The sequence below is a fragment of the Salipiger mangrovisoli genome (assembly GCF_015223355.1).
Classification (GTDB): Bacteria; Pseudomonadota; Alphaproteobacteria; order Rhodobacterales; family Rhodobacteraceae; genus Salipiger; species Salipiger mangrovisoli.
Map to the genome: position 1 here is coordinate 95125 of NZ_JADFFK010000007.1, position 23488 is coordinate 118612.

Here is a 23488-nt window from a genome sequence, read left to right on the forward strand (position 1 = left end):
GCAGGGGTCATGAGATGGGACGCCAGCGTTCCAGCGCCACGAGGCCGAGCGCCCCGGCGAGACCGGCCGCGATCCCCATGACGGCGACGGTGGAATAGCCGCCGAGGCTGGTGCCGAGCCCGAACAGCGCGGCGGCGATCGCTCCGGCGAGAAAGAGGCTGAGGGAGATCAGCGAGGCCGAGAGGCCGGGCCGATCCGCGATCAGCTCCTGCAGGTAGCCAAGCGGCAGGGTGATCAGCGCCGAGGCGGCGGTGCCCCCCAGGAAGGCCCCTGCGATGATCGTTCCCGGCGAGGTGGCAAGGGCAATGGCGCCGAGGTAGCCGGTGTAGAGCACCATGGCGATGGCCAGCGTGGTGACGGTCGAGATGTAACGCGTGAGCCGCGCCCAGCCGAGCAGGAAGACCAGCTCCATCCTGGCGACGATGCCGACGGTGATGCCGACATCGCCGGTGGTGCCCCCGGCCCGCCCCGTCATGATCAGCGGCATCACCGCGGCATGGACATGGATGGCAGAGGTGATCGCCGCGGTGCCCAGAACCCTCAGCGCCACGGCGGGGCGCAGGAGCAGGCCGAAGGCGGCCAGCAGCGAGACCTTGGGCGGGCGCTGGGCCGGATCACCGCTGCCGCCGCGGGGCATGGTCAGCCTCAGCACCACCAGCACCGCCAGGGCGGCCAGCGCCGCCACGAGGAAGGCGGGCAGCATCGAGCCGCGCCCGGCCAGCGCGAAGCCGAGGATACCCGGCACGAGGATCCAGGCCGCCGAGACCATCCCGCGCAGTACCGAGGACATGGCGGCCCGGTCCGGTGCCGCAAGCCCTTCCGAGAACACCCGCCCGGCGGCGAAGAGCATCGGGGTCAGCCCGTTGAAAACCGAGATCGGCAGCAGCAGCGCAAGGACGAAGACCGCGGGATGCGGCATCAGGAAGATCGCCGCATAGCCGGCGATGCCGATGCAGGCCAGCCACATCAGCAGGCGGCGATAGCCGGTGTCCCTGTCGGCGAGCGTGCCGAGATAGATCGAGGAGAGCACGTTGACGATCGCCGCGCTCAGGGTCAGCGCCGAGAAGGCCCCATCCGAGAGCCCAAGCTCGCGGATCGCCACTACGGATTTGTAGGGGGCGGTCGCAGCGGCGGCGATGCCGCAGCAGAAGACCGCTGCGGCGCAGGCGCGCAGACCCGGCGAGGCGCGGAGCGAAGTGAGGATGTCGAACATCGGGCTCCCGGTGGATCACGGCCGACGGGCCGCGGCGATACGAAGGGCTCCTCGGCGCGGCGGCCGGATGGTCCGCGCCGAGAGGTCTTTTGCGCTGTCAGATCACGCCCGGGCGGAACGGGCGGGGGCGGGGGTGAATGCCGCATGCTGATCCCAGGGGTAGATCCCCGGCGCGCGGTGCTGGCTGGCAAGACGCGGAATGTCCTGGTTCACCACGCCATCGGTCAGCGCCATCAGGTTGGGATTGGCGATCGGCGCGAGATCGGGCGAAAGATAGCCCGATTTCACCACCAGCAGGCCCACCGTGCGCGGATCGAGGCCGAGCAGCGCGAAGTCGTCGAAGTTGTGGTAGGGTCGGCGCCGCGCCGCGAGAACCACGGTGATCCCGCCGGTCTTCACCACCGCCTGCGCAAAGGCACCGCCCGCGCCTTCGACGAGGTTCACCACGGTAAAGCGCGCCGTGGCGCTCTCGCCCGCGGGGTCGAGTTTCGCGCCGACGGTCAGAACCAGCTCTGCGCCGACACCGGCCCCGAAACAGGCCGTGACTGCCTCGGGATCGGTGATCCCGGCGATCAGCGCATCCTGCCAGTCGCGCGCGATCAGCGCCTTCAGCACCAGCCCGTTGTCACCAACTCCGCCGCCCGTGGGGTTGTCGCCGCTCTCGGCGAGGATCACCGGCGCGGTTTTCGCCTGCGCCGCGATGTCGAGCATCTCGTCCAGCGGGCCGGTCACCGGGCCGAAGGCGAAAGTGCCGCGCGCGTCCCAATAGGCCTGTGCCAGCTCGGCGGCGACGGCCTCGGCCTCGGCGGCATCGGTGCCGGTTACGATGGCAGCAGCGGTGCCGCGCGGCTCGTCGGCCCAGACGTAGCCGACCATCTGGTCGGCGGACCAGATGCCAGGGCGCGCGTCATGGACGGGCAGGGCGGCATAGAGCGATTTCGCCGGCTCGTCCTCGGTGGACGAGCGCTCGCCCGGCATCAGCACAGGGATCTTCGCCCAGGTGACAAAGGGCTTCGCGCCGGTCCGCAGGCAACGCAGGAGCATGTCCCAGGCGCGCTGCATGGTCTCGGCCACGTCGATATGCGGCGCGGTGCGATAGGCGGCGAACATGTCGATCTGGTCGATGATCCGCTGGCTGACGTTGCCATGCAGGTCGTAGCTGACCGAGATCGGAACCTCGGGGCCGACCAGATCTCGCACGGCCTTGATCCAGTCGCCCTCGGCATCCCACATGCCATCGACATGCATCGCGCCATGCATGGCAAGGTAGACCCCGTCGAGCGGCAGCGCGGCCTCGAGCCGCGACAGCAGGTCGGCCTTGAAAGCCTCGTAGGCCGGACGGTCCACCGGCCCGCCCGGCACGGCACGGGCGTGCAGCAGCGGCAGGAGTTCCACATCGTCCTGCGGCAGGAAAGCGAAATAGGCCGAGGCAGTCAGCTCCGCGCCGCGCATCACGGTGAAATCCTCTGCGCGGATGAGCACGGGGTTGTAGGTCGAGCATTCGGTGTGGATGCCGCCGACGGCGATCCTTTGCTTCGTGGTCATGGTGGTCTCTGGCCTGTTGGTCTGGCGTTGCGGGGCGGGCCGCTTGCGGTGCGGCCTCTTGGGAGGAGGGGGTCAGTCGCCCAGAAGCTGCCGGTCGTCGCCGTCGCGGTGGCGGATCAGGCTTTCCTTGATCCGGCGCAGGGTCGCGGCGCTCGCGGTGCGGTCGGTATAGGCGACGAGATTGGCGAGGATATCGACCACGGCAAGCATGGCATAGCGGGTCGAGGTGGGGCGGAAGATGTTCTCTCCCTCGGGCAGGTCAACGGCGAGCACGATGTCGGCGGCCGTGGCCACCGGGGAGCGCGACTGGGTGAGCGCTATGGTCTTCGCGCCCTGGTCGCGGGCCAGATCAAAGGCGCGTACCAGCTCGGCATTGCGCCCCGAGAAGGACGAGCCGATCACCACGTCGCGCTTGGTCAGTGCCGAGGCCTGCATCATCTGCATGCCATGGTCGGTCGAGGTGGTGATGCGTGCGCCGAGGCGGAACAGCCGGTTCTGCAGTTCGCTGACGATCATCGACGAGTTGCCGCCAGAGCCGAAGGCATAGATCATCTCGGCCCGCGCGACGGTTTCCGCCGCGGCCTCGACCGCGGCCATGTCGAGCGTATCGTGCATGACGAAGAGCGCCTTCTGCGCCTTGGTCACGATGTCCTCGGCCACCTCGACGGGCGTCGTGGACCGGGCCTCGGGGCGCAGGTAGCGCAGGCCGACGTAAGAGGACTTGGCCAGGGTGACCTTGAAGTCGGAGAAGGAGTTGCAGCCCAACCGGCGGCAGAAGCGGGTTACCGTCGGCGGAGACACTTCGGCCCTTGCGGCCAGGTCGGTGATCGAGGCATTGGTGGCAAAGTCGATGTCTTTCAGCACCAGGTCGGCGATGCGCTGCTCGGACTGCGAGAGTTTCAGCCCCTCCTGCATCAGGGTTGCAAAGATATCCATCGCCCGTCCCCTCCGGCGGTTTCATCGGCTTCTAAGCGTCGCGGAAAAATGCGCCAGATCCGAAAATCATTTTCTTATTTTCGTTGACACTCTCGCATGGGACCGGGAGACTGGCCAGTGTTTTCGGCATATGACGAAAATAATTTGCAACATTCCAAGAGAAGAGGCCGCAGGAATGCGTGATCCGATGCAGAACCCCTTCGGGCCCGAGGACCGCGCCCGCCATGCCATTTGGCAGATGCTCGTGTCGCGCGACATCGATGCCTTCATCGGGGCCGACTGGGGCATGATCGAGGCTGATTTCATCCCCGAGAACTTCATCGGGATGAACGGCAACTTCGATGCCGATCCGCAAAACTGGACGCTCTCCTTCGCCGCGCTCGACGCCTATCGCGACGAATGGCTGCGCCAGGCCGCCGAGGCGCAGAAAACCGTCTATGCCGAGGACCAGCGCGCCGGCATCTTCCGGGCGACGAAGCTCGAGGAGATCGAGATCGACGGGCCGGTCGCGCTGGTGCGCAAGAAGTTCGACGGCACGATCAAGCGCGCCGATGGCGGCGAGGACCGGCTGCTGTGGCAGACCCTCTACACCTGCCGCGAGACGCCGCACGGCTGGAAGATCGCCGGATTCGTGGGCTACCTGCCCTACGGGGGGCACTGATGTCTGAGATCGCGAACATCTGGCCCGCCCCCGGCACGCCGCTCACCCAGCTTCTGACCCCGCTGCCGGTCATTGACGAGGCGCGCATGGCCGCCAACATCGCCCGCGCGCAGGCACATATGGACAGCCTCGGCCGGGCTTTCCGTCCGCATATCAAGACCCACAAGCTGCCGCAGGTCGCGCGTGCGCAGGTCGAGGCGGGTGCGGTGGGGATCAACTGCCAGAAGGTGACCGAGGCAGAGGTCTTCGCCGAGGCGGGCTTCGACGATATCCTGATCACCTACAATATCCTTGGCACCGCGCGGCTGGCGCGGCTCAAGGCGCTGAACACGAAGGTCGGGCACCTGTCGGTGACGGCGGACAGCTCCGAGGTGGTGGCCGGGCTTGCGGCGACCTTCGGAGCCGAAGAGCCTCTCACGGTGCTGGTCGAATGCGACACGGGGGGCAAGCGCTGCGGCGTGCAGACACCCGAGGCGGCGGCGGCGCTGGCGGGCGAGATCGCGGCAGCCGAAGGGCTGCGCTTTGGCGGGCTGATGACCTACCCGGCCCCCGGCGGGGCGGCGGCGGTCGAGGGCTTCGTGACCGGAGCCAAGGCGCTGCTGTACGCGGCCGGGCTCGATTGCCCTGTGGTGACGGTTGGCGGCACGCCGGACTTCTATGCCGCCGGAGACATCCCCTCGGCCACCGAGCACCGCGCCGGGACCTATGTCTACAACGACCGCGCCATGGTGCGGGCGGGCCACGCCAGCCTTGACGACTGCGCCATGCACATCCTCGTCACCGTGGTCTCGCGCCCGACGCCGGACCGGGCGGTGATCGACGCGGGATCGAAGGCGCTGACCTCGGACCTGCTGGGGTTCGAGGACCACGGGCTCGTCGTCGAATACCCCGGTGCGCGGATCACCGGCCTGTCCGAAGAGCATGGCGTGGTCGACCTCTCGGGCATAGCGGGCGACGGGCCGAAGGTGGGTGACGTGCTGCGGATCGTTCCCAACCACACCTGCGTGGTCACCAATCTCTTCGACCGCATGGTGTTTCACGACGGCGCGGCCGTGACGCGGGTGCTGGAGGTGGCGGCGCGCGGCACCGTCTGGTGAATGCCCATGTGCCGGGCGGCAGGCGGAAGCATGGACCATCCGGACGAGTTCGCACTTGAGGACGCGGCCGTCGCCCGCCTGTTGCGCGCGCAGGCGCCGGGCTGGGCCGCGTTGCCGGTGCGCCGGATTGGCTCCTCGGGGACCGACAACGCGATCTACCGGCTGGGAGAGCGGCTTTGCCTCCGGGTGCCGCGAAGGCCGTCCGCGGTGGGCCTGCTGGCCAATGAGATGGACTGGCTGCCGCGTCTCGGCAGCCTGCCGCTGGAGGTGCCGCACCTCAGGCTCCGCGGGCGCGGGGACACGGCCTCGGTGCCCGATTTCGCCGTTTTCGACTGGTTGGAGGGCGGTATCGCCTCGATGGCGGCAATTGCCGACTGGCCAGAGGCGGCGCGGCGGCTCGCGGCCTTCCTCGGTGCTTTGAAGAAGAAGGATACGCGGGCCGCGCCGCGTGCGGGCGAGAGCAATCACAGGCGCGGCGTGGCGCTTGGGGACCTGAGCCCGGTGACGCGCGATTGCATCGACCTTCTGGCGGACGAGATCGACGCTGCGCGTGCCCGGCGGCTCTGGGAGTCGGCCTGTGCCGCGGTGTTCCGGGGGCCGGCGGTCTGGCTGCACGGCGATCTCAAGGCCGACAATCTCATCGCCCGCGACGGCGCGCTTTGTGGCGTCATCGACTGGGGGCTGGCGGCGGTCGGCGATCCGGCGGTGGACTGCGCGGCGGCATGGTCCTGGGTCGCCCCCTCGGCCCGCGATGTCTTTCGCGACGCGCTGAATGTCGATGATGCGGAGTGGCTTCGCGCGCGGGGATGGGCGCTCTACGCTGCGGTCGTTGCGTTGAGCCACTATCGCGGCGGCGGCAACGAGGCGCTATGCCGCCAGTCGCGGCAGACCCTCGCGCGGCTGGACCTGCTGCGCTAACCATCGCGCCGGGGACGGGTGCCCGAACGGCGAAGCCCCCGCTGACCGAGCGGGGGCTTCTGCCTTTTCCTTGCCTTGCCGGCAGCGCAGGTGGTTACGCGATGGCCGCGTCGGGGATCGGCATGGCGCTGTCCACCCTGCGCGGGAGCGCGGTGCCGTCGGCATCGAAGAGGTGGCAGTCGGCGGCGACGAAGGACAGAGTGGCGGGGGTTTCCGGGGCCACTGCAGAGGCACCGGGCAGCAGCGCCGAGACCGTGCCCACGCCTTCGAGTTCGGCATAGGCCACTGTGTTCACGCCAAGCCTTTCGACGACGGTCGGCACCACGTCGATCGACAGGTCTCCCGCGGCCTGGGTCAGGTGCTCGGGGCGGATGCCCAAGGTGATCTGCGTTCCCTCGAGGCCCAGCGGCGCCGCCACCGGCACGGTGATCGTGCCGCCGGTGACAAGGCTCACCGTGGCGCCCTCTGGGCCGACCGCGGTGCAGGTGCCGGGGATGAAGTTCATCCGCGGGTTGCCGATGAAGCCCGCGACGAAGAGGTTGTCGGGCTTGTGGTAGAGCTCCAGCGGGGCACCGACCTGGCTGATGCTGCCGCCGTCGAGCACCACGATGCGGTCGGCCATGGTCATCGCCTCGACCTGATCGTGGGTGACGTAGATCATCGTCGCCTTGAGCTTCTGGTGCAGCGCGGTCAGCTCGATCCGCATCTCGGCGCGCAGCGCGGCGTCGAGGTTCGACAGCGGCTCGTCGAAGAGGAAGATCGAAGGTTCGCGCACGATGGCGCGGCCGATGGCGACGCGCTGGCGCTGGCCGCCCGAGAGGTTGCCGGGCTTCTGCTGCAGGCGGCTTTCGAGTTGCAGCACCCGTGCGGCGCGCATCACGCGGTCCTTGATCTCGGCCTCGGGAAGCCGCTCGACGCGCAGCGGAAAGGCGATGTTCTCGAACACCGACATATGCGGGTAGAGCGCGTAGCTTTGGAACACCATGGCGATGCCACGCTTGACCGGCGGCAGATCGTTGACGCGCTGCCCGTCGATCGTGCACTCGCCCTCGGTGATCTCCTCCAGCCCGCAGATCATCCGGAGCAGCGTGGACTTGCCACAGCCCGAGGGGCCGACGAAGACGACGAATTCGCCATCCCGGATGTCGAGGTCGATCCCGTGGATGACCTCAAATTTGTTGAAGCGTTTCTTCACACCGCTCAGGGCAAGCTGTCCCAAGGGAGATTCCTTTCCTATTCAAGCGGTCCGGACCCGAGGGTCCGGACCATGAGAACCCGGACGGGCTCAGATCACTCGAGTTCGTTGAGCGCGGCGTCGGCCTTGGCCAGCGCGTCGGCGGGCTCGGCGGCGCCGGTGACGACCGATTGCACCATCTCGATCATGACGTTCTGGAAGCCGCGGTAGTCGGTGAACAGCGGCTCCGGACCGCCGAACTCGATGCCATCGATATAGGGTGCCCAATAGGGGTTCTCGGCGACCAGCGCGTCGATCTTGGCCGAGGGGCGCAGCGGGGTCAGGCCCTCGGCGAGGTCATACTCTTCCTGCGCTTCCGGCGCGGTGAGGAACTTGGCCAGTTCCATCGCCTTTTCCTCGTAGCCGGTGCCCGAGAAGACGGCGAGGCTGTCGGTGATCAGCAGCGTGCCGGGGCCCTGGGCTTCGGGGCCAAGCGGCAGGTTGGCGACACCCCAGTCGATGTCGGTGTCCTGCAGGCGCGAGACGGCGCCGATCGAGGCGTGCATCATCGCCACCCCGCCGTCGAGGAAGATCGCGCGGACCTCGTTCTGCTCGTAGGCGGTCGGGCCTTCCTCGGAATAGGGGACCAGCGCCTTGTAGGCTTCCAGCGCCGCGAGGTTCTGCGGCGAGTTCAGGACGATGTTGCCCTCGGCATCCACGATCTGGCCGTTGTTGGTGTACACCCAGTGCAGGAACTGGTGCATGGTGTTGTCGAAGGTCTTGGCGACGAGGCCGAAACCGGCGCTGTCGGTCTTCTCGGTCACGGCCTTGGCGGCATCGATCACCTCGGCCCAGGTCGCGGGCGGGGTTTCGGGGTCGAGCCCGGCTTCCTTGAAGAGGTCCTTGTTCCAGTAGAACGCCTTGGTCGAGAAGGCGACGGGCACGCCCCACTGTTCGCCTTGGTAGGTCACCGTGTCGACCACGTTGGGGAAGTAGGAGGCCTTCTCCTCGTCGCTCATCGGCACCGGCTCGATCAGGCCGAACTCGGCGAATTCCTTCAGCGTGCGCGATCCGACATAGGCCAGGCCCACCGGGGTGCCGGCGACGGCGAGCGTGGTCACCTTGTCCTGGCACTGGCCCCAGCCGACGACCTCGGGGGCAACGGTCCAGCCCTCGTTTTCGGCTTCCCATTGGTCGATATACTTCTGCTGGACCGGGTTCATGTTGTCGCCGCAGACGATCATCGTGATCTCTTCGGCCATCGCGGGCATCGCTGCGGTCAGCGCGACGAGCGCGGCGCCGGTGCGAAGAAGGGTCTTGGTCATTGCTTTTCTCTCCTGTTGGTGCCCTTCGGGGGCGGGCCGGGTTTCTCCGCTCCGGCGGCGGGCCTTTCTGGCGTCCCCTCTTGCGAGGTGGTCTTTCGCTGCCCCCTTGGCCGGGAGCAGCCGGTCACCCCCTCCCTGGGGGCCTTGGTGGGCCTCCGCGCGCAGCGCGGCAGCCGGGCCTTGCGCCGCCTACTGCTTCACCGCACCGGCGGTCAGGCCGGCCACGAGGTAGCGTTGCAGCGCGAAGATCAGGATCATGGCCGGCGTGATGCCGACGAAGCTGGCGGCCATGAGCTCGTTCCAGATCACCTCCTGGCGACCGAAATAGGCATAGAGCCCGATCGGCAGCGGCATGAACTCGGTCTTGGAGTTGAAGGTCAGCGCGAAGATGAACTGCTGGGCGTAGGCGCCGATGAAGGTGGTGATGGCGACCACGGTGATCCCCGGCATCGCCAGCGGCAGGATCACCCGGCGCAGGATGTAGAAGTGGCTCGCGCCGTCTACATAGGCGGCCTCGTCCAGCTCGCGCGGGATACGGCGCATGTAGGTCGAGAGCAGCCAGATCGCGGTGGGGATGAGGAAGGCCACGCCCGGCACGATCATCGCCCAATAGGTGTTGAGCATGCCGTAGGCGCGCATCAGCCGGAACAGCGGGATCAGCAGCACCGCGCCCGAGAACATGTTCACCGCCAGGAAGGCACCGAGCAGCGTGCCCGAGCCGCGGAAGCTGATCCGGGCAAAGGCGTAGGAGGCGGGCACCACGAGCAGCAGCACCACAACGGTGATCACCGTCGAGATGAAGAAGGAGTTGAAGATGTAGCGGCCGAACTCCGGCACGCTTTCCCACATGGTGAAGTAGGCCTTGAACGAGCCGTTCTCGGGCAGGAACTTGTAGGGCGTCGAGAACAGCAGCCCGAGCGGCTTCAGCGAGACCAGGAAGCCCTCGATGAAGGGGGCCAGCACGAAGAACAGGAACACGAAGATGCCGCAGTACATCAGGACCACTTCCCACCAGCGGTAGCGGTCGATCATGGCGTTTTTCTTCATCATGTCGTCATCCTCTTCGACAGCTTGGTGATGGCGCGGAAGTAGAGCAGCGCGAAGGCCGACAGGAACAGGCAGATGACCACCGCGCGCGCCGCACCCTCGCCGAATTTCTTGGAGCCGAGCGCGGTCGAATAGGTGTCGATGATCATTGTCGTGGTCGATCCCGAGGGGCCGCCCTGGGTGAGGATCCAGATCGGATCGAAGGAGTTGAAGGTCGAGATCAATGAGATCATCGACATGGTGATCGCCGCCGGGAAGATCATCGGCAGGGTGATGCGGCGCATCCGGTAGAAGCGGCTGGCACCATCTGTCCAGGCGGCCTCGTGCAGGTCCTGCGGCACCGATTGCACGGCGGCGAGCATGTACATGGTCACCATCGGCACGCCGATCCACACGTCGGTGATGATCGTCGCCCAGAAGGCGGTGTTGCCATAGGCCAGGAAGGCCACCGGCCCGTCGACCAGCCCGAAGCGCTGGAGCAGGCCCGAGATCATCCCGAACTGGCCGTTGTACATCCAGCCCCACATGAAGATGCCGATTGCCATGGGCACGATCCACGGCGGCATGGTCAGGATGCGAAAGAGCGCGCGGCCGGGCAGGGCGGCGTTGAGCAGCATCGCCCCGCCGGTGCCGATGATCATCTTGATCGAGACCGACAGGAAGGTCCAAAGGAAGGTGCGGCCGATGATGGTCGCGAACTCCGCGTCGAAGATCTTGGCGTAATTCTCCCAGCCGATGTAGTCGGTCGTGCGGCGCAGCGAGGCGTTGGTGAAGGACAGATTCACTGTCTGGAGCAGGGGGTAGACGACGATGGCGGCGACATAGGCAAGCGCGGGGATCAGCAGGATCCAGGCAAAGATGACGGCTGACTTCTGTCCGGGCATCAGGCGAGAACCTTCGCGTTCAGGGCCTCGTCGAAGAGATCCCAGGTTCCCGACATCTCGATGACGCTGCGCTTCGCGCGGGCCTCGTCCATGGCCATGGCCAGCAGCCCGGCCTCCAGCGCGTCGATCACCGAGACCGGCTGCTTCGCGCCGGTCAGCACCGAAGCGATGACGCCCTTGGCCATTTCCTCGTCGGCGCCGTAGTGCTGCGAGAGGTCGCTGGCCTGGTAGGTCTTGCGCTCGAGCGGCTGGCGGGTGTGGCTGTCGGTGACATGGAGGAAGCCGCGGACAAAATCGCCCTCGGCCATGCCGCGCGTGCCGATCACCGCGAAGCGGCGGAAGTCGTCGGGCACGTTGAGGTTGGTGTGGAAGTTCAGTGCCGCGCCGTTCTCGTATTCGACGATGGCCACCTGGTAGTCGATGATCTCGGCATCGCTGTCGAAGACCTTGTCCGAACCATTCCAGCCCGAGGGCTTCTGCGTGTAGACCCCCAGATCGTTGATGCCGCGGTTGCGCGGATCGTTGGCGGGCACGAAGCTGCGGCGGCCGCCGAAGCTGCTCACCCGCTCGGGGCGCGCGCCGATGACACCGTTGTAGAGGTCGATGTCGTGGCAGCATTTCTCCAGCATGAAACCGCCGGCCCAGCGGTCGTAGCGGCGCCAGTCGCGCATGAAAAAGGCACCGTGATAGGGCGGGATGTGCTCGCTCGCCTCGATCGAGACCACGTCCCCCAACTCGCCGCGTGCCTGCGCCGCGCGCAGGTCGGTGTAAAGCGGCGCATAGCGCAGCACGAGGCCGATCAGCAGATTGTCAACGCCGTACCGCGCGAGCAGCCGCGCCAGCTCGAAACTGTCTTGCTTGGTGGTGACGACCGGTTTTTCGGAAAAGACCTTCACACCGGCCTCGAAACCCGCGCGGATGTGTTCGAGGTGCATGTAGTTGGGCGAGCCCACCATCAGCAGATCGAGGTCTTCGGCCTTGAGCAGGTCTTGCACTGTCTCGTATTGCGTGCCCGCCGATATGCCCTTCTCCACCAGCAGGCCCATGCCTGCGGGGGCGGGATCGACGTAGCCCGCGATCTCGAAACCGGGATGCATTTGCGTGAAAACCTGGCTCAGGTAGCCTAGACGATACCCAAGACCGACGATGCCGACTTTCATACTTGATCCCTGTCCTTGGTTCGGGCGCTTCAGCCTCTGGCAGCCGATGATGCCGCCCTGCGCTCGCCCGATTTACGTAATTTATTTTCGTAGACTGTGGGTCGGTTTCGTGACAGTCAATATAAAAATGCGAAAGACAGCGACTATGGTGAAATTCATTTTCAGGACCTGCCTCAGGCGCGGGCAGCCGGCACCGGCGTCCCGCAGCCTGTGCAAGCCTTGGGGGCTTCGGAACGCATGACGGCAGGGATTTCCCCGGTCGCGCGCCGGGTTTTCGACGGCTGGGACTGGCATGAGAACGCGGCAGTGGCCCATGACGGCGGCAGGGTCACCGGGGTGATTCCCGGCACCGCGCCCGAGGTCGATCTGCTGGTGCCGGGTCTTGTCGATCTCCAGGTCAACGGCGGCGGCGGCGTGCAGTTCAACGACACCACGACTGCCGCGGGTCTGGCGTCGATCTGCGCGGCGCACCGCGCGCTTGGGACCACCACGATCCTTGCCACGCTGATCACCGATACCGCAGCGAAGACCTCCGAAGCGCTGGCGGCCTGCGCCGAGGCGCGCGCGGCGGGTCAGGCGGGGCTTGCCGGCTTGCATCTCGAAGGGCCGCATCTCGATCCGCGGCGCAAGGGCACCCATGCGGAGGCGCTTGTCCGGCCGATGGGCGAGCCCGACCTCCGGCGCATCCTCGCGGCCGGTGACAGCTGCGGACATCTTCTGGTGACGCTGGCGCCCGAGGCCGCGACACCCGAGCAGGTGGCGCGGCTGGTCGCCGAAGGCGTGCAGGTCTCGCTCGGCCACAGCGATTGCAGCGCCGAGACAGCCGCGACCTATTTCGCCGCCGGGGCGAGCATGGCAACCCACCTCTTCAACGCCATGAGCCAGATGGGCCACCGCGCACCGGGCCTCGTGGGGGCGGCACTCGACGCGGGCGCGGTGAGCTGCGGGCTGATCGCCGACGGCCATCACGTAAGCGACGTGGCGATGCGCGTCGCGCTGCGCGGCAAGCGCGGGCCGGGGCGGGTTTTCCTGGTCTCCGACGCGATGGCGGCAACCGGCTCGGACCTGAGTGAGATCACGCTCAATGGCCGCACAATCTACCGCAGCGACGGCCGGCTGACGCTGGCCGACGGCACGCTGGCGGGGGCGGACATCTCGATGCTCGACGCGCTGCGCTACTGCACCGCTGCGCTTGCAGTGCCGCTCGACGAGGCGCTGCGCATGGCCACGCTCTACCCCGCCGAGGCGGCGGGCCTTGCCGGGGCCGGGCGATTGACCAAAGGCGCACGGGCCGATTTCCTTGCCCTCGATCGGGATCTCGGGGTGCAGGGCGTCTGGGTCGGCGGGCTCCGGTCCCGGAACGGTGCGGCATGATCGTCTGTTTCGACATCGGCGGCACCTCGGTGAAGAGCGCGGTGGCGACCAGCGCCCATGACGTGCGCGCGCTGTCGCGCCGTCCGACGCCGGGACAGGACTTCGACGCTTTCGTCGCCACCCTGTCCGAAGCCCTTGCCGAAGCGGGCGGGCGGCCGGATCGGGTCGCCATCTCGATCGCCGGGGTGGTCGATCCCAAGACCGGGCGGGCGACCGTCGCCAATATTCCCTGCCTGACCGGGCGCCGCCTGGCCCCGGAGCTGTCGGCCCTGCTGGGCCTCGAGGTGCTGGTGGCCAACGATGCGGACTGCTTTGCGCTGGCAGAGGCCGCGGTCGGTGCCGGTCGCGGCCATGAGGTGGTGTTCGGTGCGATCATCGGCACCGGCGTCGGCGGCGGGCTGGTGGCCGACGGCAGGCTGATCGGTGCCGGCAGCGGCTATGCCGGGGAATGGGGCCATGGGCCGGTGGCGAAGCGCCTGCTCGACTGTCTCGATCATCCGCTGCCCGCCTATCTCTGCGGCTGCGGCCTTCGGGGCTGTCTCGACGCCATCTGCTCGGCGCGCGGCATCGAGCGGCTGTACCGTGACATCGCGGGGGCGGAGTTGCCCTCGACCGAGATCCTCGCGCTCTGGCACGCCGGCGAAACTGGCGCGGCCCGCACCGTCGCCGCCTGGCTGGAGCTGATCTCGGGACCGCTGGCCATGGTCGTCAACATGACCGGAGCCACCGTGGTCGCGGTGGGCGGCGGACTGTCGAACGATGCCGCGCTCATGGCGGCGCTCGATGCCGCGACGCGGCCGCTGACGCTGGCGAAGCCGACGCAGCCGCTGGTGGTTCAGGCGCAGTGCCGGACCGAGCCGGGGCTTGTGGGTGCCGCCATCCTGGCCCTGCGCGCCCGGTCGCGCGACGCCGCCTGAAGGATTGGCCCGGCGTGCGGCGACAGTTTTTTACAAAGGCGGCCCCGCGCCGGTCCGCCGCAACGCAAGGAGGGTCGCCGCGTGAGGGTGTTTACCGCGTCTCTGGCCACTGAAACCAACACGTTCTCGCCGCTGCCGACGGACCGGGCGGCCTTTGAGGCGGCCTTCTACGCTGGCCCCGGCGAGCACCCGGAGACGCCGACGCTCTGCTCCTCGCCGGTGCCGATCCTGCGCCAGCGGGCGCGCGACGAGGGCTTCACGGTGATCGAGGGCAGTTCGACCTGGGCGGAGCCCGCGGGGCTGATCAAGAAGGAAACCTTCGAGGAGCTGCGTGACGAGATCCTCGGGCAGTTGCGCGCGGCGCTGCCGGTGGATGGCGTGGTCCTCGGGCTGCATGGTGCGATGGTGGCGCAGGGCTACGATGACTGCGAGGGCGACCTGCTGGCGCGGGTGCGCGAGATCGTCGGGCCGGAGGTGCTGGTCGCGGCCGAGTTTGACCCGCACAGCCATTTGACGCGCAAGCGCGTGGCACAACTCGATCTTGCGGCGACCTTCCTAGAATTCCCGCATACCGACTTCCAGGAACGTGGCGCGCATGTGGTGGATCTAGCGCTGCGCACCCTTCGTGGCGAGATCAAGCCGGTCATCTCGACCTTCGATTGCAAGATGATCGACATCTACCCGACCAGCCAGCAGCCGATGCGTGGCTTTGTCGATCGCATGAAGCTGCACGAGGGGCAGGGGCGGATCCTGTCGTGCTCGGTCATCCATGGCTTCATGGCGGGCGACGTGCCAGAGATGGGTACGAAGATCATGGTGGTCACCGACGATGCGCCCGAGGAGGGCGCGGCGCTGGCCCGGAACCTGGGCGAGGAGCTTTACGCGCTGCGCGGCAAGACCGCCATGCCGATCCTCGAGTATGAGGACGGCATCGACCTGGCTCTCGCGGTGCGCGCGCAGGAGCCGTCTCGGCCGGTGACCATCGCCGACACCTGGGACAATCCGGGCGGGGGCTGCGCCGGGGATGGCACCTTCGTGCTGCTCTCGTTGATCGGGCGGGGCGTCGGCAAGGTCGCCGTGGGGGCGATCTGGGATCCGGTGGCGGTGAGCTTCTGCCATGCCGCGGGGCTCGGCGCGACGCTGCGCCTGCGCTTCGGCGGCAAGGCCGGTGCCGAGGCCGGCCCGCCGATCGATGCCGAGATCGAGGTGATCCATCTCGCGCAGGAGGGCCACCAGAGCTTCCGCGCCAGCCGGGTGACGCTGGGCCGTTCGGCCACGGTGCGCATTCTCGGCACCGAGATCGACATCGTGCTGATCTCCAGCCGGACGCAGACCTACGAGCCGACGCTGTTTTCCAACCAGGGCGTGGACTTCGCCGGGAAGGAAATCCTGCTGGTCAAGTCCACCAACCATTTCCACGCCGGGTTCGATCCGGTGTCCTCGCGGATCATCCACGTGGACAGCCCGTCCTCCTACCCGACGAAACCGGCGCAGACCGACTACCAGAAGGCGGGCCGGGATTTCTGGCCCAAGGTGGCGGACCCGCTGGGCCTCGATGCCGTGACCGCCGAAGACGAGGACGCCTGACCATGCTGCTGAACGGAAAACGCGTTGTGCTGACCGGGGCCGGGGGCGGCATCGGCACCGCTATGATGGCGGCGTTGAGGCAGGCGGGCGCGCATGTGGTGGCCTGCGACAGGGCAGGCAGCGGCGTGCAGGGCGACGAGGTGGTCGAGTTCGACATCACCGACACCGCGCAGACCGAGGCCGCGGCGGCCAAGATCGCCGCGGTGCCGGTGGATGTGCTGATCTCCAACGCGGGGGGTACCCGCGTCGATCTGATGGAGGCGACCGACACCGCGGCGATCCTGCACGACCTGCAGCTCAATTTCACCGGGGCGGCGGTGTTCAGCCGGGCGCTCCTGCCGGCGCTGCGCGACCGGCCCGAGGGCGCGGCAGCGGTCTTCGTCGCCTCGGTCAACGGGCTCGCGCATTTCGGCAGCCCTGCCTATTCCGCGGCCAAGGCCGGGATCATCGCCTGGGCCAAGGCGCTGGCCACCGAGGAGGGCAAGCACGGGCTGCGTGCCAACGTGGTGGCGCCGGGATCGGTGCACACGCCCGCCTGGGACGAGCGCAAGGCCCGCCAGCCCGACATCTTCGCCAAGGTCACGTCGCTCTACCCGCTAGGGCGGCTGGTGAGCCCCGAGGAGGTGGCCAAGGCGGCGATCTTCCTCGCCTCGCCGATGGCCAGCGGCATCACCGGCGCGGTGCTGCCCGTGGACGCGGGGCTGACGGCGGGCAACCTGCCGTTCATCGACATCATCACCGCCTGAGCCATCGCGGCGCGTGCGGTCAGAGCGGAAAAAGCAGGGCGCTGGCCCTGCCTCTTCCGCTATGCCCGCCGCCGGGCTCAATGCCCGAGACGGAACCGGCGCAGCGAGGGGAGCACGTGGCCCAGATCACAGGGGGTCCCCTCGCCGAAGGCGAAGTAGACGTCACGGAAGAGATCGGTGAGTTCGGCGTAGGCCCCGGCGGTTTCGGGCCGGGGCGAGAAGACCCGCGTGGGCGGGCACATGGCCGCCTGCGCCTCGGTGAGACCCGCAAAGGTACCGGCGGCCATGGCGGCAAAGACACAGGCCCCGACACCCACGGGCGAGCGCTCGGGCACATGCACCTCTCGTCCCAGCACGTCGGCGTAAATCTGGTTCAGCACGTCGTTCTTCTGCGGGATGCCGCCGGCGTTGATCACGCGGGTGAACTCCGTGCCGCCCGAGCTCATGCGGTCGATGATCAGGCCGACGTGCATCGCCATACCCTCGATCGCCGCGTGCATCTCGTCGGCCGGGGTATGGGCGAGGTCCCAGCCCAACGTGATGCCGCCGAGGTCGGGGCGCACCAGCACCGTGCGGTCGCCATTGTCCCAGGGCAGGCGCAAGAGGCCGCTGCTGCCCGGCGCGCGCCCGGTGAGGCCCGCGCAGAGGCTGGCGACATCCGTGCCCGCGCGCCGCGCGATGGCGTCGAAGAGATCGCCCGTGGCCGATTGCCCGGCCTCGATGCCGATGGCACCGGGGGCGACGCTGCCCGGCACCGCGCCGCAGATGCCCGGAACCGGGCGGCTCTGCGGGTCGGCGAGGGCGATGATGCAGGTCGAGGTGCCGACCACGTTGACCACGTCGCCGGGGCGGCAGCCGGTGCCGATGGCGTCCCAATGCGCATCGAAGGCCCCGAAGGGCAGCGGGATGCCGGGGCGCAGGCCCATCTTTGCCGCCCACTCGGGGCTGAGCCGTCCGGCCTCTTGCAGCGAATGGCCCCAGCGGCCGGTGATCTTGTCGTTGACCCCGTCCAGCAGCGGATCGACGCGGCTCAGGAAGTCTTGCGGCGGCAGGCCGCCCCAGCGCGCGCCCCACATCCACTTGTGCCCCATGGCGCAGACGCTGCGCGGCATCGCAGCCGGGTCGGTGATGCCGCAGAGCGTGGCGGCGATCATGTCGCAATTCTCGGCGGCGGTTGCGAAGCGCGCGCGCTGTTCGGGGTTGTTCCGAAGGAAGTGCAGCAGTTTCGAGTAGCCCCACTCGTGGCTGTAGGTGCCGCCGCACCAGTCCAGCGCCTCGATCTTCTCGGTTCGGGCGCGGGCGGTGATCTCGGCGGCCTCGGAGTGGGCGCTGTGGTCGCACCACAGGTAATAGTCGGCCAGCGGTTGCAACTGCGCATCGAGCGGGATCACGCTCGACCCGGTGGTGTCGGCGGCAAAGGCGGCGATCTCTGTCCCGTCGATCCCGGCCTCGGCGATGGCATCGCGCATGGCCTCGCAGAGCGCCGTCATCTGGTCGTCATGCGACTGCCGCGCGACCAGCGGGTCGGCGGGGTCGCGGTGCAGCGGATAGGCGGCGGAGGCCGAGGCGAGCGCCGCGCCGCTGCCGGTGTCCATGATGGTGACGCGCACGCTGAGCGTGCCGAAATCGGCTCCGGCGACAAGGGTCATCGGCGTCTCCTCCCTGAGAGTGGGGTCCGGTTACTGCCCGTAGGTGGCGTTGGCACCGTGCTTGCGCAGGTAATGGCGGTCGAGCAGGGTCTGCGAGATCGGCGGCGGTACGGCGTCAAGCGCGGCGCCATGCCAGGCCATCTTCGCCACCTCCTCGAGGATCATGGCGTTGAGCACCGCCTGTTCCGGATCGCGTCCCCAGACGAAGGGACCGTGCCCGGCGACCAGCACCGCCGGGATCGCCAGCGGATCGCCTTTGCCGACGGTCTCGGCGATGACCTCTCCGGTCGCTTCGACATAGCGTTCGGTGATCTCCTCGGTGGTGAGGTCGCGGGTGACCGGGATCGTGCCGTGGAAGTAATCCGCATGGGTGGTGCCGAGCGGCGGGATCGGACGGCGGGCCTGCGCCATGATCGTGGCATAGGTCGAATGGGTGTGGATGATCGCGCCGACGGTCGGAAAGGCGCGGTAGAGCACGAGATGCGTGTCGAGATCCGAGGAGGGCCGGAAGCGGTTGTCGAACGTCCTGCCCGCAAGGTCGGTGACCACCATGTGATCGGCGGTCATCTCCTCGTAGGGCACACCCGAGGGCTTGATGGCGATGCGTTCCGAGCCGCGGTCGATGCCGCTTGCATTGCCGAAGGTGGCCTTGACCAGCCCGTGCCGCACGGTGGCGAGATTGGCCTCGAGCACGGCCTGTTTGAGTGCAGCAAGCGTCATCGCTGGTCCTCTCGGTGGTGTCGGGTCTTCTGGCGCCGGGCTGTGCCCGGGGCCGGGGGAGGACGGCGCCCGGAGGGGCACCGTCCCGTTCTGGCGGTTCCGGTGCGGCTCAGCGCGGGTCGGTCCAGCCCTTGTAGCCGTCGAGGTTGTCGGCGGTGATCAGCTCGGGCTCGAGCAGCACGGTATCCTTGTCGGGCGTATTGCCGAGGAACATGTCGTAGCCCATCTTCAGCGCTTCGCCGGCCATCACATAGGGGTCCTGCGAGGCCGAGGCGCGGATCAGAGAGCCGTCGCCCTTGGAGAGCTCGTCCTCGATCACCGGGGCACCATCGACACCGGTGATGATGAATTCGTCGCGGCCCAGCTGCTTGGCGGCCAGCGCCGCGCCGACGGCGGTGGGGTCGTTGATCGCGAAGACGCCGTCGATGTGGTCATAGCGGGTCAGGATGCCCTGCATCACGTCGAGGCCGCCATCGCGCGAGGCCTGTCCGTTCTGGTCATCCGACAGCACGTTGATGCCGGGGTTGGCGCTGAAGACCTCCTGGCACCCCTTCACCCGGTCGATGATCGACGAGCTCTGCGGGCCGTTGATGATGACCACGTCGCCGCTGCCGCCCTCGAGGTTGTCGACGATGTACTGACAGGCCTTGCGCCCGGCATCGACGTTGTCGGTCATCACCGTGACATCCGCACCGGGGGCCGAGACGTCGAAGGCGGCGACCACGATGCCGGCGTTCTTGGCGCGCTTCACCGCCGGGGCGATGGCGGCGGCGTCGACCGCGTTCAGCATGATGATGTCGACGCCGGAGGCGATGAAGTTGTCGATCTGGCTGGCCTGCTTGTTCAGGTCGTAGTCCGCCGAGACCGAGGTCACCTGCACGTCGGGGTTGATCTCCTTGGCGCGGTCCTCGATACCCTTGATCGTGGCGACGAAGAACGGGTTGCCGAGCAGGCCGACCGAGATGCCGATGCTCTCGAGCGTCTTGTCCTGCGCCTGCGCTCCGCCAGCGGCCAGCACGGCCGCGCAGGTGACGGTGGTCAGAAGTGTGGTGATCTTACGCATGGTTTCCTCCCTGAAATGCGTGAGTTCGTCTTCGGCGCGGGCTGTCAGGTCCGCGCCCCTCCCTTCAGCCGGTAGCGGTCGAGCGCCACGGCGGCGATGATGACCAGACCCTTGATGATGAACTGCCAGATGTCCGACACGCCGGTCAGGATCAGTCCGTTGGACAGCACCGCGATGATCAGCGCGCCGATCAGCGTGCCCCAGATCGAGCCGACACCGCCGACGAAGGACGTGCCGCCGAGGATCACCGCCGCGATGGCGTCGAGCTCGTAGGCCTGACCCAGTTGCAGCCCGTTGGCGGCATAGAGCCGGGCGGCGGACATCACCCCGCCGAGCCCCGACAGCAGCCCCGACATGGCGTAGACGAAGAGCAGCACCAGGCTGACCTTGATGCCGGTCAGGCGCGCCGCCTCCTGGTTGCCGCCGACCGCGTAGATCCAGGTGCCGAGCACGGTGCGGCGCAGGATGAACCACGAGACGACCACCGTGGTCAGCGCGAAGATCGCCAGCCAGGGCACCCCGAAGAGGCTGCCGTTGCCGATGAATTCGAAGGGCAGGTCGGCGTTGAACACCGTGGTGTCGCCGCCCATCAGCCGCGCGACGCCGCGCACCGCGGTCAGCGAGCCGAGCGTGACAATGAAGGGTGGCAACCCGAGGTAGGCGACGAGGCAGCCGTTGGCGAGCCCGAAGACCAGCCCCATCGCCAGCCCCGCCGGAATGCCCAGCAGCCCCCAGTCGGGGATCAGCGAGACGCTGACCGCCGCCATGGCCGAGGCGGCCAGCACCGAGCCGACCGAAAGGTCGATGCCGCCGGTCAGGATCACGAAGGTCATCCCTGCCGCCAGCACCACGTTGATCGAGGCCTGCTGCATGACGATCGACAGGTTGTTCACCGACAGGAACTTGCCGGTCATCAGGTGAAAGCCGATCGCCAGCAGGATCAGCACCGGCAGCATGCCGAGCGCCATGATGGTGCTCTTCATCCGGGCGGCACTGCCGGCAGTTTGCGAGCCCTTCCGGTCTGATGCGGTCACGTCTTGCGCGTCGCTCATTCTTTCCTCCCTTGCGGTCGCCGGGCTGCCGTCAGGCGGCGGCCCCGGTCGACAGCGTCATGATCTCTTCCTGCTGCACCGGGCGGCCCGGCGCGGCGCGGACCTCGCCTGCGATGCGCCCCTCGCGCATCACCAACACGCGGTCGGCGACGCCGACGATCTCCGGCAGTTCCGACGAGATCATCACCACCGCCAGCCCCTCCCGGGCGAGCGCGTCGATGAGCCGGTAGATCTCGGATTTTGCCCCCACGTCGACGCCGCGCGTCGGCTCGTCGAGGATCACCACCTTCGGTTTCGCCTCGAGCAGCCGCGCCAGCAGCGCCTTCTGCTGGTTGCCGCCCGACAGCGCGCCGACGTTGAGCTTTGCCGAGGGGGTCTTGATCGCCAGGTCCTTGATCGCCCTGGCGGCCCGGCTCGCGGCGGCGCGGAAGTTCAGCGTTCCGGCCGTGCCCGCGTCCTCTTCAAGCACGCACATCGAGATGTTCTGCTGGATGCTCATGTCGAGAAAGAGACCCAGCGCCTTGCGGTCCTCGGTGAGGTAGACGATGCCCCGTTCCAGCGCCTCGCGCGGGCTGCGCGGGGTGACCTCCTCGCCGTTCAGCCAGACCTCGCCGGAGGTGGCCGGATCGGCGCCGTAGATCAACCGTGCCAGCTCGGTCCGGCCCGAGCCGACCAGTCCCGAGACGCCCAGCACCTCGCCCTCGTGCACCTCGAAGCCGCACTCCCGCACCAGCCGACCGTCGGACATGCCCGCGACCTTCATCACCACGTTGCGGCGGCCCTCCGTGGCGACATGCTCCTTCTTGTAGAACGAGCTGAGATCGCGCCCGACCATCATCGCCACCAGCTTCTGCGCCGAGAGTTCCTCGCGGTCGAGCGTGCCGACATAGCTGCCGTCGCGCAGCACCGAACAGCGGTCGGACAGGCGGTAGACCTCCTCCATGCGGTGGCTGATGTAGATGATCGCGATGCCCTGCGCGGTCAGCGCGGTGATCACGTCGAAGAGCTTCTCGGTCTCGCGGCTCGACAGCGAGGTGGTCGGCTCGTCCATCACGATGATCCGCGCCTCCGAGGCGAGTGCGCGGGCAATCTCCACCAGTTGCCGCTCGCCCAGCGACAGGCCGGCGACGCGTGTGTCGGGGCCGAAGTCGACGCCGAGCCGGTCCAGCACCGGCCGGGCGCGGCCCATCATGCGGGCGCGGTTGACCATGCCCGAGCGCGAGGGCTCGCGGCCGAGGAAGATGTTCTCGGCGACCGTCAGGTTCGGGGCGAGCGACAGCTCTTGGTAGATCACCGCGATGCCGCGGGCGCGGGCCTCTTTCGGATCGCCGGTGGGAACGGCTGTGCCATCCACAAGCACCTCGCCGCCGCGGTCCGCGACATAGGCCCCCGAGAGCACCTTCATCAGCGTCGACTTGCCCGCGCCGTTCTCGCCCATCAGCGCGTGCACCTCGCCGGGCCAGGCGGTGAGCGAAACGTTGTCGAGCGCGCGCACGGGGCCGAAGGTCTTGGAGATGTTGCGCATTTCTAGAAGGGGTGTGTCGTCGCGGCGGGTCACGGCGCGGCTCCTGAGGTCGCGGCGATGCTGAAGGCGACACCCTCGTCCTCGAGCATGGCGGCATCGCGGTCGGACAGGCCGTCGTCGGTGATCAGCCGGGTCACCCGGCTCAACGGCAGCGCCACGCTCGACGGGCGTTCGGCGAATTTGCGGCTGTCGACCAGCACGATGATCTCGTTGGCCAGCCCGCACATGTCGTTGATGAAGCGCACCAGCAGCGGGTGGTTTTCCAGCAGCCCCTCCTGGCTGACGCCAAGCGCGCCGACGAAGAACTGCGAGGCGTAGAATTCATAGCCGCCGCGCGCCGGGTCGTAGAGGATGCCCGGCTCGCGGTGCAGATCACCGCCGCCGACGGTCAGCTGGCAGGTGCCATGCTCGCTGAGATAGCCGGCGAGCGGCATGGAATTGGTGAAGACGCGGACGTTGCGATTGGCGATGCGGGTGCCGAACTCGAAGCAGGTCGAGCCGCCGTGCACGATGATCAGGCTGCCGTCGCGCACCAGCTTCGAGGCTTCGGTGGCAATGGCCCGCTTGGCTTCCACCGCGATGTCGCGGTTTTCGACGAAGGGCAGCGACACGGTCTTGCGCCGGGGCCCACCCTCTGGTGCGGCAAGCCCGCCGTGCACCTTGCGCGCCGCGCCAGCCTCGTCGAGCTTGTCGATGTCACGGCGCACGGTGGCGGCGGAGACGCGCAACATGAGCTGCAACTCCTTCACCGAAACGAAGGGCCGCTCCTCCAGCAACGTGGTGATCACGTGATGGCGATGCGATTCACTCATCGTCACCTCCTCCTCTTTCCAAGAGTGAAGATGATTGAAAAGCATCATTTTGCAAACTGAAACGCAAATGCGTAACAAAAATG

General features: G+C 67.9%; 21 protein-coding genes. 7 read left to right on the forward strand and 14 right to left on the reverse strand.

Translation table 11 applies throughout. The features are described from left to right. Positions 1–7 precede the first annotated feature (7 nt). The 3 genes from IQ782_RS10860 to IQ782_RS10870 form a co-directional block, all read right to left on the reverse strand. Positions 8–1213: an MFS transporter gene (locus IQ782_RS10860; RefSeq protein WP_194134656.1), complete on the reverse strand. Its 1206-nt coding sequence runs from the start codon at positions 1211–1213 to the stop codon at positions 8–10. A gap of 102 nt (positions 1214–1315) precedes the next feature. After that, on the reverse strand, positions 1316–2758 hold the full coding sequence (locus IQ782_RS10865; RefSeq protein WP_194134657.1) for a M81 family metallopeptidase: 1443 nt from the start codon (positions 2756–2758) through the stop codon (positions 1316–1318). Between the two features lie 72 nt (positions 2759–2830). Continuing rightward, positions 2831–3694, reverse strand: a complete 864-nt coding sequence (locus tag IQ782_RS10870) for a MurR/RpiR family transcriptional regulator (protein WP_194134658.1) — start codon at positions 3692–3694, stop codon at positions 2831–2833. 175 nt (positions 3695–3869) lie between these two features. Between IQ782_RS10870 and IQ782_RS10875 the strand changes: the two genes are divergently transcribed. The 3 genes from IQ782_RS10875 to IQ782_RS10885 are packed head-to-tail and all read left to right on the forward strand — an operon-like array spanning position 3870 to position 6370. Next, positions 3870–4355: a hypothetical protein gene (locus tag IQ782_RS10875; RefSeq protein WP_194134659.1), complete on the forward strand. Its 486-nt coding sequence runs from the start codon at positions 3870–3872 to the stop codon at positions 4353–4355. Next, entirely contained in the window at positions 4355–5452 is a 1098-nt protein-coding gene (locus IQ782_RS10880; protein ID WP_194134660.1) for a D-TA family PLP-dependent enzyme, read from the forward strand. The genes IQ782_RS10875 and IQ782_RS10880 overlap by 1 nt, the downstream gene beginning before the upstream one ends. Before the next feature lie 30 nt (positions 5453–5482). Further along, on the forward strand, positions 5483–6370 hold the full coding sequence (locus IQ782_RS10885) for an aminoglycoside phosphotransferase family protein (RefSeq protein WP_194134661.1): 888 nt from the start codon (positions 5483–5485) through the stop codon (positions 6368–6370). A gap of 94 nt (positions 6371–6464) precedes the next feature. On the opposite strand, the gene IQ782_RS10890 is transcribed toward IQ782_RS10885, so the two are convergent. The 5 genes from IQ782_RS10890 to IQ782_RS10910 form a co-directional block, all read right to left on the reverse strand. Further along, complete coding sequence (locus IQ782_RS10890) at positions 6465–7589, reverse strand: ABC transporter ATP-binding protein (protein ID WP_194134662.1); 1125 nt, start codon at positions 7587–7589, stop codon at positions 6465–6467. Positions 7590–7660: 71 nt separating this feature from the next. Further along, positions 7661–8869 carry an ABC transporter substrate-binding protein gene (locus tag IQ782_RS10895; RefSeq protein ID WP_194134663.1) on the reverse strand — a complete coding sequence of 403 codons (1209 nt, stop codon included), beginning with the start codon at positions 8867–8869 and terminating at the stop codon, positions 7661–7663. A 189-nt stretch (positions 8870–9058) separates the two neighbouring features. Beyond that, entirely contained in the window at positions 9059–9919 is an 861-nt protein-coding gene (locus tag IQ782_RS10900) for a carbohydrate ABC transporter permease (protein WP_240989235.1), read from the reverse strand. Beyond that, positions 9916–10800, reverse strand: a complete 885-nt coding sequence (locus IQ782_RS10905) for a carbohydrate ABC transporter permease (RefSeq protein WP_194134664.1) — start codon at positions 10798–10800, stop codon at positions 9916–9918. Before IQ782_RS10905 ends, IQ782_RS10900 begins: the two co-directional genes overlap by 4 nt. Next, positions 10800–11960 (reverse strand): Gfo/Idh/MocA family protein, encoded by a 1161-nt coding sequence (locus IQ782_RS10910; RefSeq protein WP_194134665.1) that lies wholly within the window; start codon positions 11958–11960, stop codon positions 10800–10802. The genes IQ782_RS10905 and IQ782_RS10910 overlap by 1 nt, the downstream gene beginning before the upstream one ends. Before the next feature lie 237 nt (positions 11961–12197). Here IQ782_RS10910 and nagA point away from each other — a divergent pair, with 237 nt between their 5' ends. From nagA to IQ782_RS10930, 4 genes are all read left to right on the forward strand, one after another. Further along, the gene (gene nagA / locus IQ782_RS10915; protein ID WP_194134666.1) at positions 12198–13334 is read left to right on the forward strand and encodes an N-acetylglucosamine-6-phosphate deacetylase; all 1137 of its coding nucleotides are present in this window, start codon (positions 12198–12200) and stop codon (positions 13332–13334) included. Then, positions 13331–14251, forward strand: a complete 921-nt coding sequence (locus IQ782_RS10920) for an ROK family protein (RefSeq protein ID WP_194134667.1) — start codon at positions 13331–13333, stop codon at positions 14249–14251. The genes nagA and IQ782_RS10920 overlap by 4 nt, the downstream gene beginning before the upstream one ends. An 81-nt stretch (positions 14252–14332) precedes the next feature. Then, positions 14333–15838, forward strand: a complete 1506-nt coding sequence (locus IQ782_RS30295) for a M81 family metallopeptidase (protein ID WP_194134668.1) — start codon at positions 14333–14335, stop codon at positions 15836–15838. A 2-nt stretch (positions 15839–15840) separates the two neighbouring features. Then, on the forward strand, positions 15841–16584 hold the full coding sequence (locus IQ782_RS10930) for an SDR family oxidoreductase (protein ID WP_194134669.1): 744 nt from the start codon (positions 15841–15843) through the stop codon (positions 16582–16584). Positions 16585–16661: 77 nt separating this feature from the next. Here the strand turns inward: IQ782_RS10930 and IQ782_RS10935 are convergent, their stop codons facing one another. The 6 genes from IQ782_RS10935 to IQ782_RS10960 form a co-directional block, all read right to left on the reverse strand. Beyond that, complete coding sequence (locus IQ782_RS10935) at positions 16662–18233, reverse strand: ribulokinase (protein ID WP_194134670.1); 1572 nt, start codon at positions 18231–18233, stop codon at positions 16662–16664. 30 nt (positions 18234–18263) lie between these two features. Next, the gene (gene araD / locus IQ782_RS10940) at positions 18264–18953 is read right to left on the reverse strand and encodes an L-ribulose-5-phosphate 4-epimerase AraD (protein WP_194134671.1); all 690 of its coding nucleotides are present in this window, start codon (positions 18951–18953) and stop codon (positions 18264–18266) included. Positions 18954–19062: 109 nt separating this feature from the next. Then, positions 19063–20016 (reverse strand): ABC transporter substrate-binding protein, encoded by a 954-nt coding sequence (locus IQ782_RS10945; RefSeq protein WP_194134672.1) that lies wholly within the window; start codon positions 20014–20016, stop codon positions 19063–19065. 44 nt (positions 20017–20060) lie between these two features. After that, positions 20061–21068, reverse strand: coding sequence for an ABC transporter permease subunit (locus IQ782_RS10950; RefSeq protein WP_194134673.1), 1008 nt, complete (start codon positions 21066–21068; stop codon positions 20061–20063). Positions 21069–21099: 31 nt separating this feature from the next. Continuing rightward, a complete protein-coding gene (locus IQ782_RS10955; RefSeq protein WP_338092572.1) occupies positions 21100–22626 on the reverse strand; it encodes a sugar ABC transporter ATP-binding protein in 1527 nt (508 codons plus the stop codon). After that, on the reverse strand, positions 22623–23405 hold the full coding sequence (locus IQ782_RS10960; protein WP_194134674.1) for a DeoR/GlpR family DNA-binding transcription regulator: 783 nt from the start codon (positions 23403–23405) through the stop codon (positions 22623–22625). The genes IQ782_RS10955 and IQ782_RS10960 overlap by 4 nt, the downstream gene beginning before the upstream one ends. Positions 23406–23488: the final 83 nt, after the last annotated feature.

What these genes read in the sequence shown, in the direction of transcription:
- nagA (WP_194134666.1), top strand. Translation starts at nt 12,198, where the DNA reads ATGACGGCAGGGATTTCCCCGGTCGCGCGCCGGGTTTTCGACGGCTGG.
- IQ782_RS10905 (WP_194134664.1), bottom strand. Translation starts at nt 10,800, where the DNA reads ATGCCCGGACAGAAGTCAGCCGTCATCTTTGCCTGGATCCTGCTGATC.
- IQ782_RS10865 (WP_194134657.1), bottom strand. Translation starts at nt 2,758, where the DNA reads ATGACCACGAAGCAAAGGATCGCCGTCGGCGGCATCCACACCGAATGC.
- IQ782_RS10945 (WP_194134672.1), bottom strand. Translation starts at nt 20,016, where the DNA reads ATGCGTAAGATCACCACACTTCTGACCACCGTCACCTGCGCGGCCGTG.
- IQ782_RS10960 (WP_194134674.1), bottom strand. Translation starts at nt 23,405, where the DNA reads ATGAGTGAATCGCATCGCCATCACGTGATCACCACGTTGCTGGAGGAG.
- IQ782_RS10935 (WP_194134670.1), bottom strand. Translation starts at nt 18,233, where the DNA reads ATGACCCTTGTCGCCGGAGCCGATTTCGGCACGCTCAGCGTGCGCGTC.
- IQ782_RS10920 (WP_194134667.1), top strand. Translation starts at nt 13,331, where the DNA reads ATGATCGTCTGTTTCGACATCGGCGGCACCTCGGTGAAGAGCGCGGTG.
- IQ782_RS10895 (WP_194134663.1), bottom strand. Translation starts at nt 8,869, where the DNA reads ATGACCAAGACCCTTCTTCGCACCGGCGCCGCGCTCGTCGCGCTGACC.
- IQ782_RS10930 (WP_194134669.1), top strand. Translation starts at nt 15,841, where the DNA reads ATGCTGCTGAACGGAAAACGCGTTGTGCTGACCGGGGCCGGGGGCGGC.
- IQ782_RS10860 (WP_194134656.1), bottom strand. Translation starts at nt 1,213, where the DNA reads ATGTTCGACATCCTCACTTCGCTCCGCGCCTCGCCGGGTCTGCGCGCC.
- IQ782_RS10950 (WP_194134673.1), bottom strand. Translation starts at nt 21,068, where the DNA reads ATGAGCGACGCGCAAGACGTGACCGCATCAGACCGGAAGGGCTCGCAA.
- IQ782_RS10910 (WP_194134665.1), bottom strand. Translation starts at nt 11,960, where the DNA reads ATGAAAGTCGGCATCGTCGGTCTTGGGTATCGTCTAGGCTACCTGAGC.
- IQ782_RS10880 (WP_194134660.1), top strand. Translation starts at nt 4,355, where the DNA reads ATGTCTGAGATCGCGAACATCTGGCCCGCCCCCGGCACGCCGCTCACC.
- IQ782_RS10900 (WP_240989235.1), bottom strand. Translation starts at nt 9,919, where the DNA reads ATGATGAAGAAAAACGCCATGATCGACCGCTACCGCTGGTGGGAAGTG.
- araD (WP_194134671.1), bottom strand. Translation starts at nt 18,953, where the DNA reads ATGACGCTTGCTGCACTCAAACAGGCCGTGCTCGAGGCCAATCTCGCC.
- IQ782_RS10885 (WP_194134661.1), top strand. Translation starts at nt 5,483, where the DNA reads ATGGACCATCCGGACGAGTTCGCACTTGAGGACGCGGCCGTCGCCCGC.
- IQ782_RS10870 (WP_194134658.1), bottom strand. Translation starts at nt 3,694, where the DNA reads ATGGATATCTTTGCAACCCTGATGCAGGAGGGGCTGAAACTCTCGCAG.
- IQ782_RS10875 (WP_194134659.1), top strand. Translation starts at nt 3,870, where the DNA reads ATGCGTGATCCGATGCAGAACCCCTTCGGGCCCGAGGACCGCGCCCGC.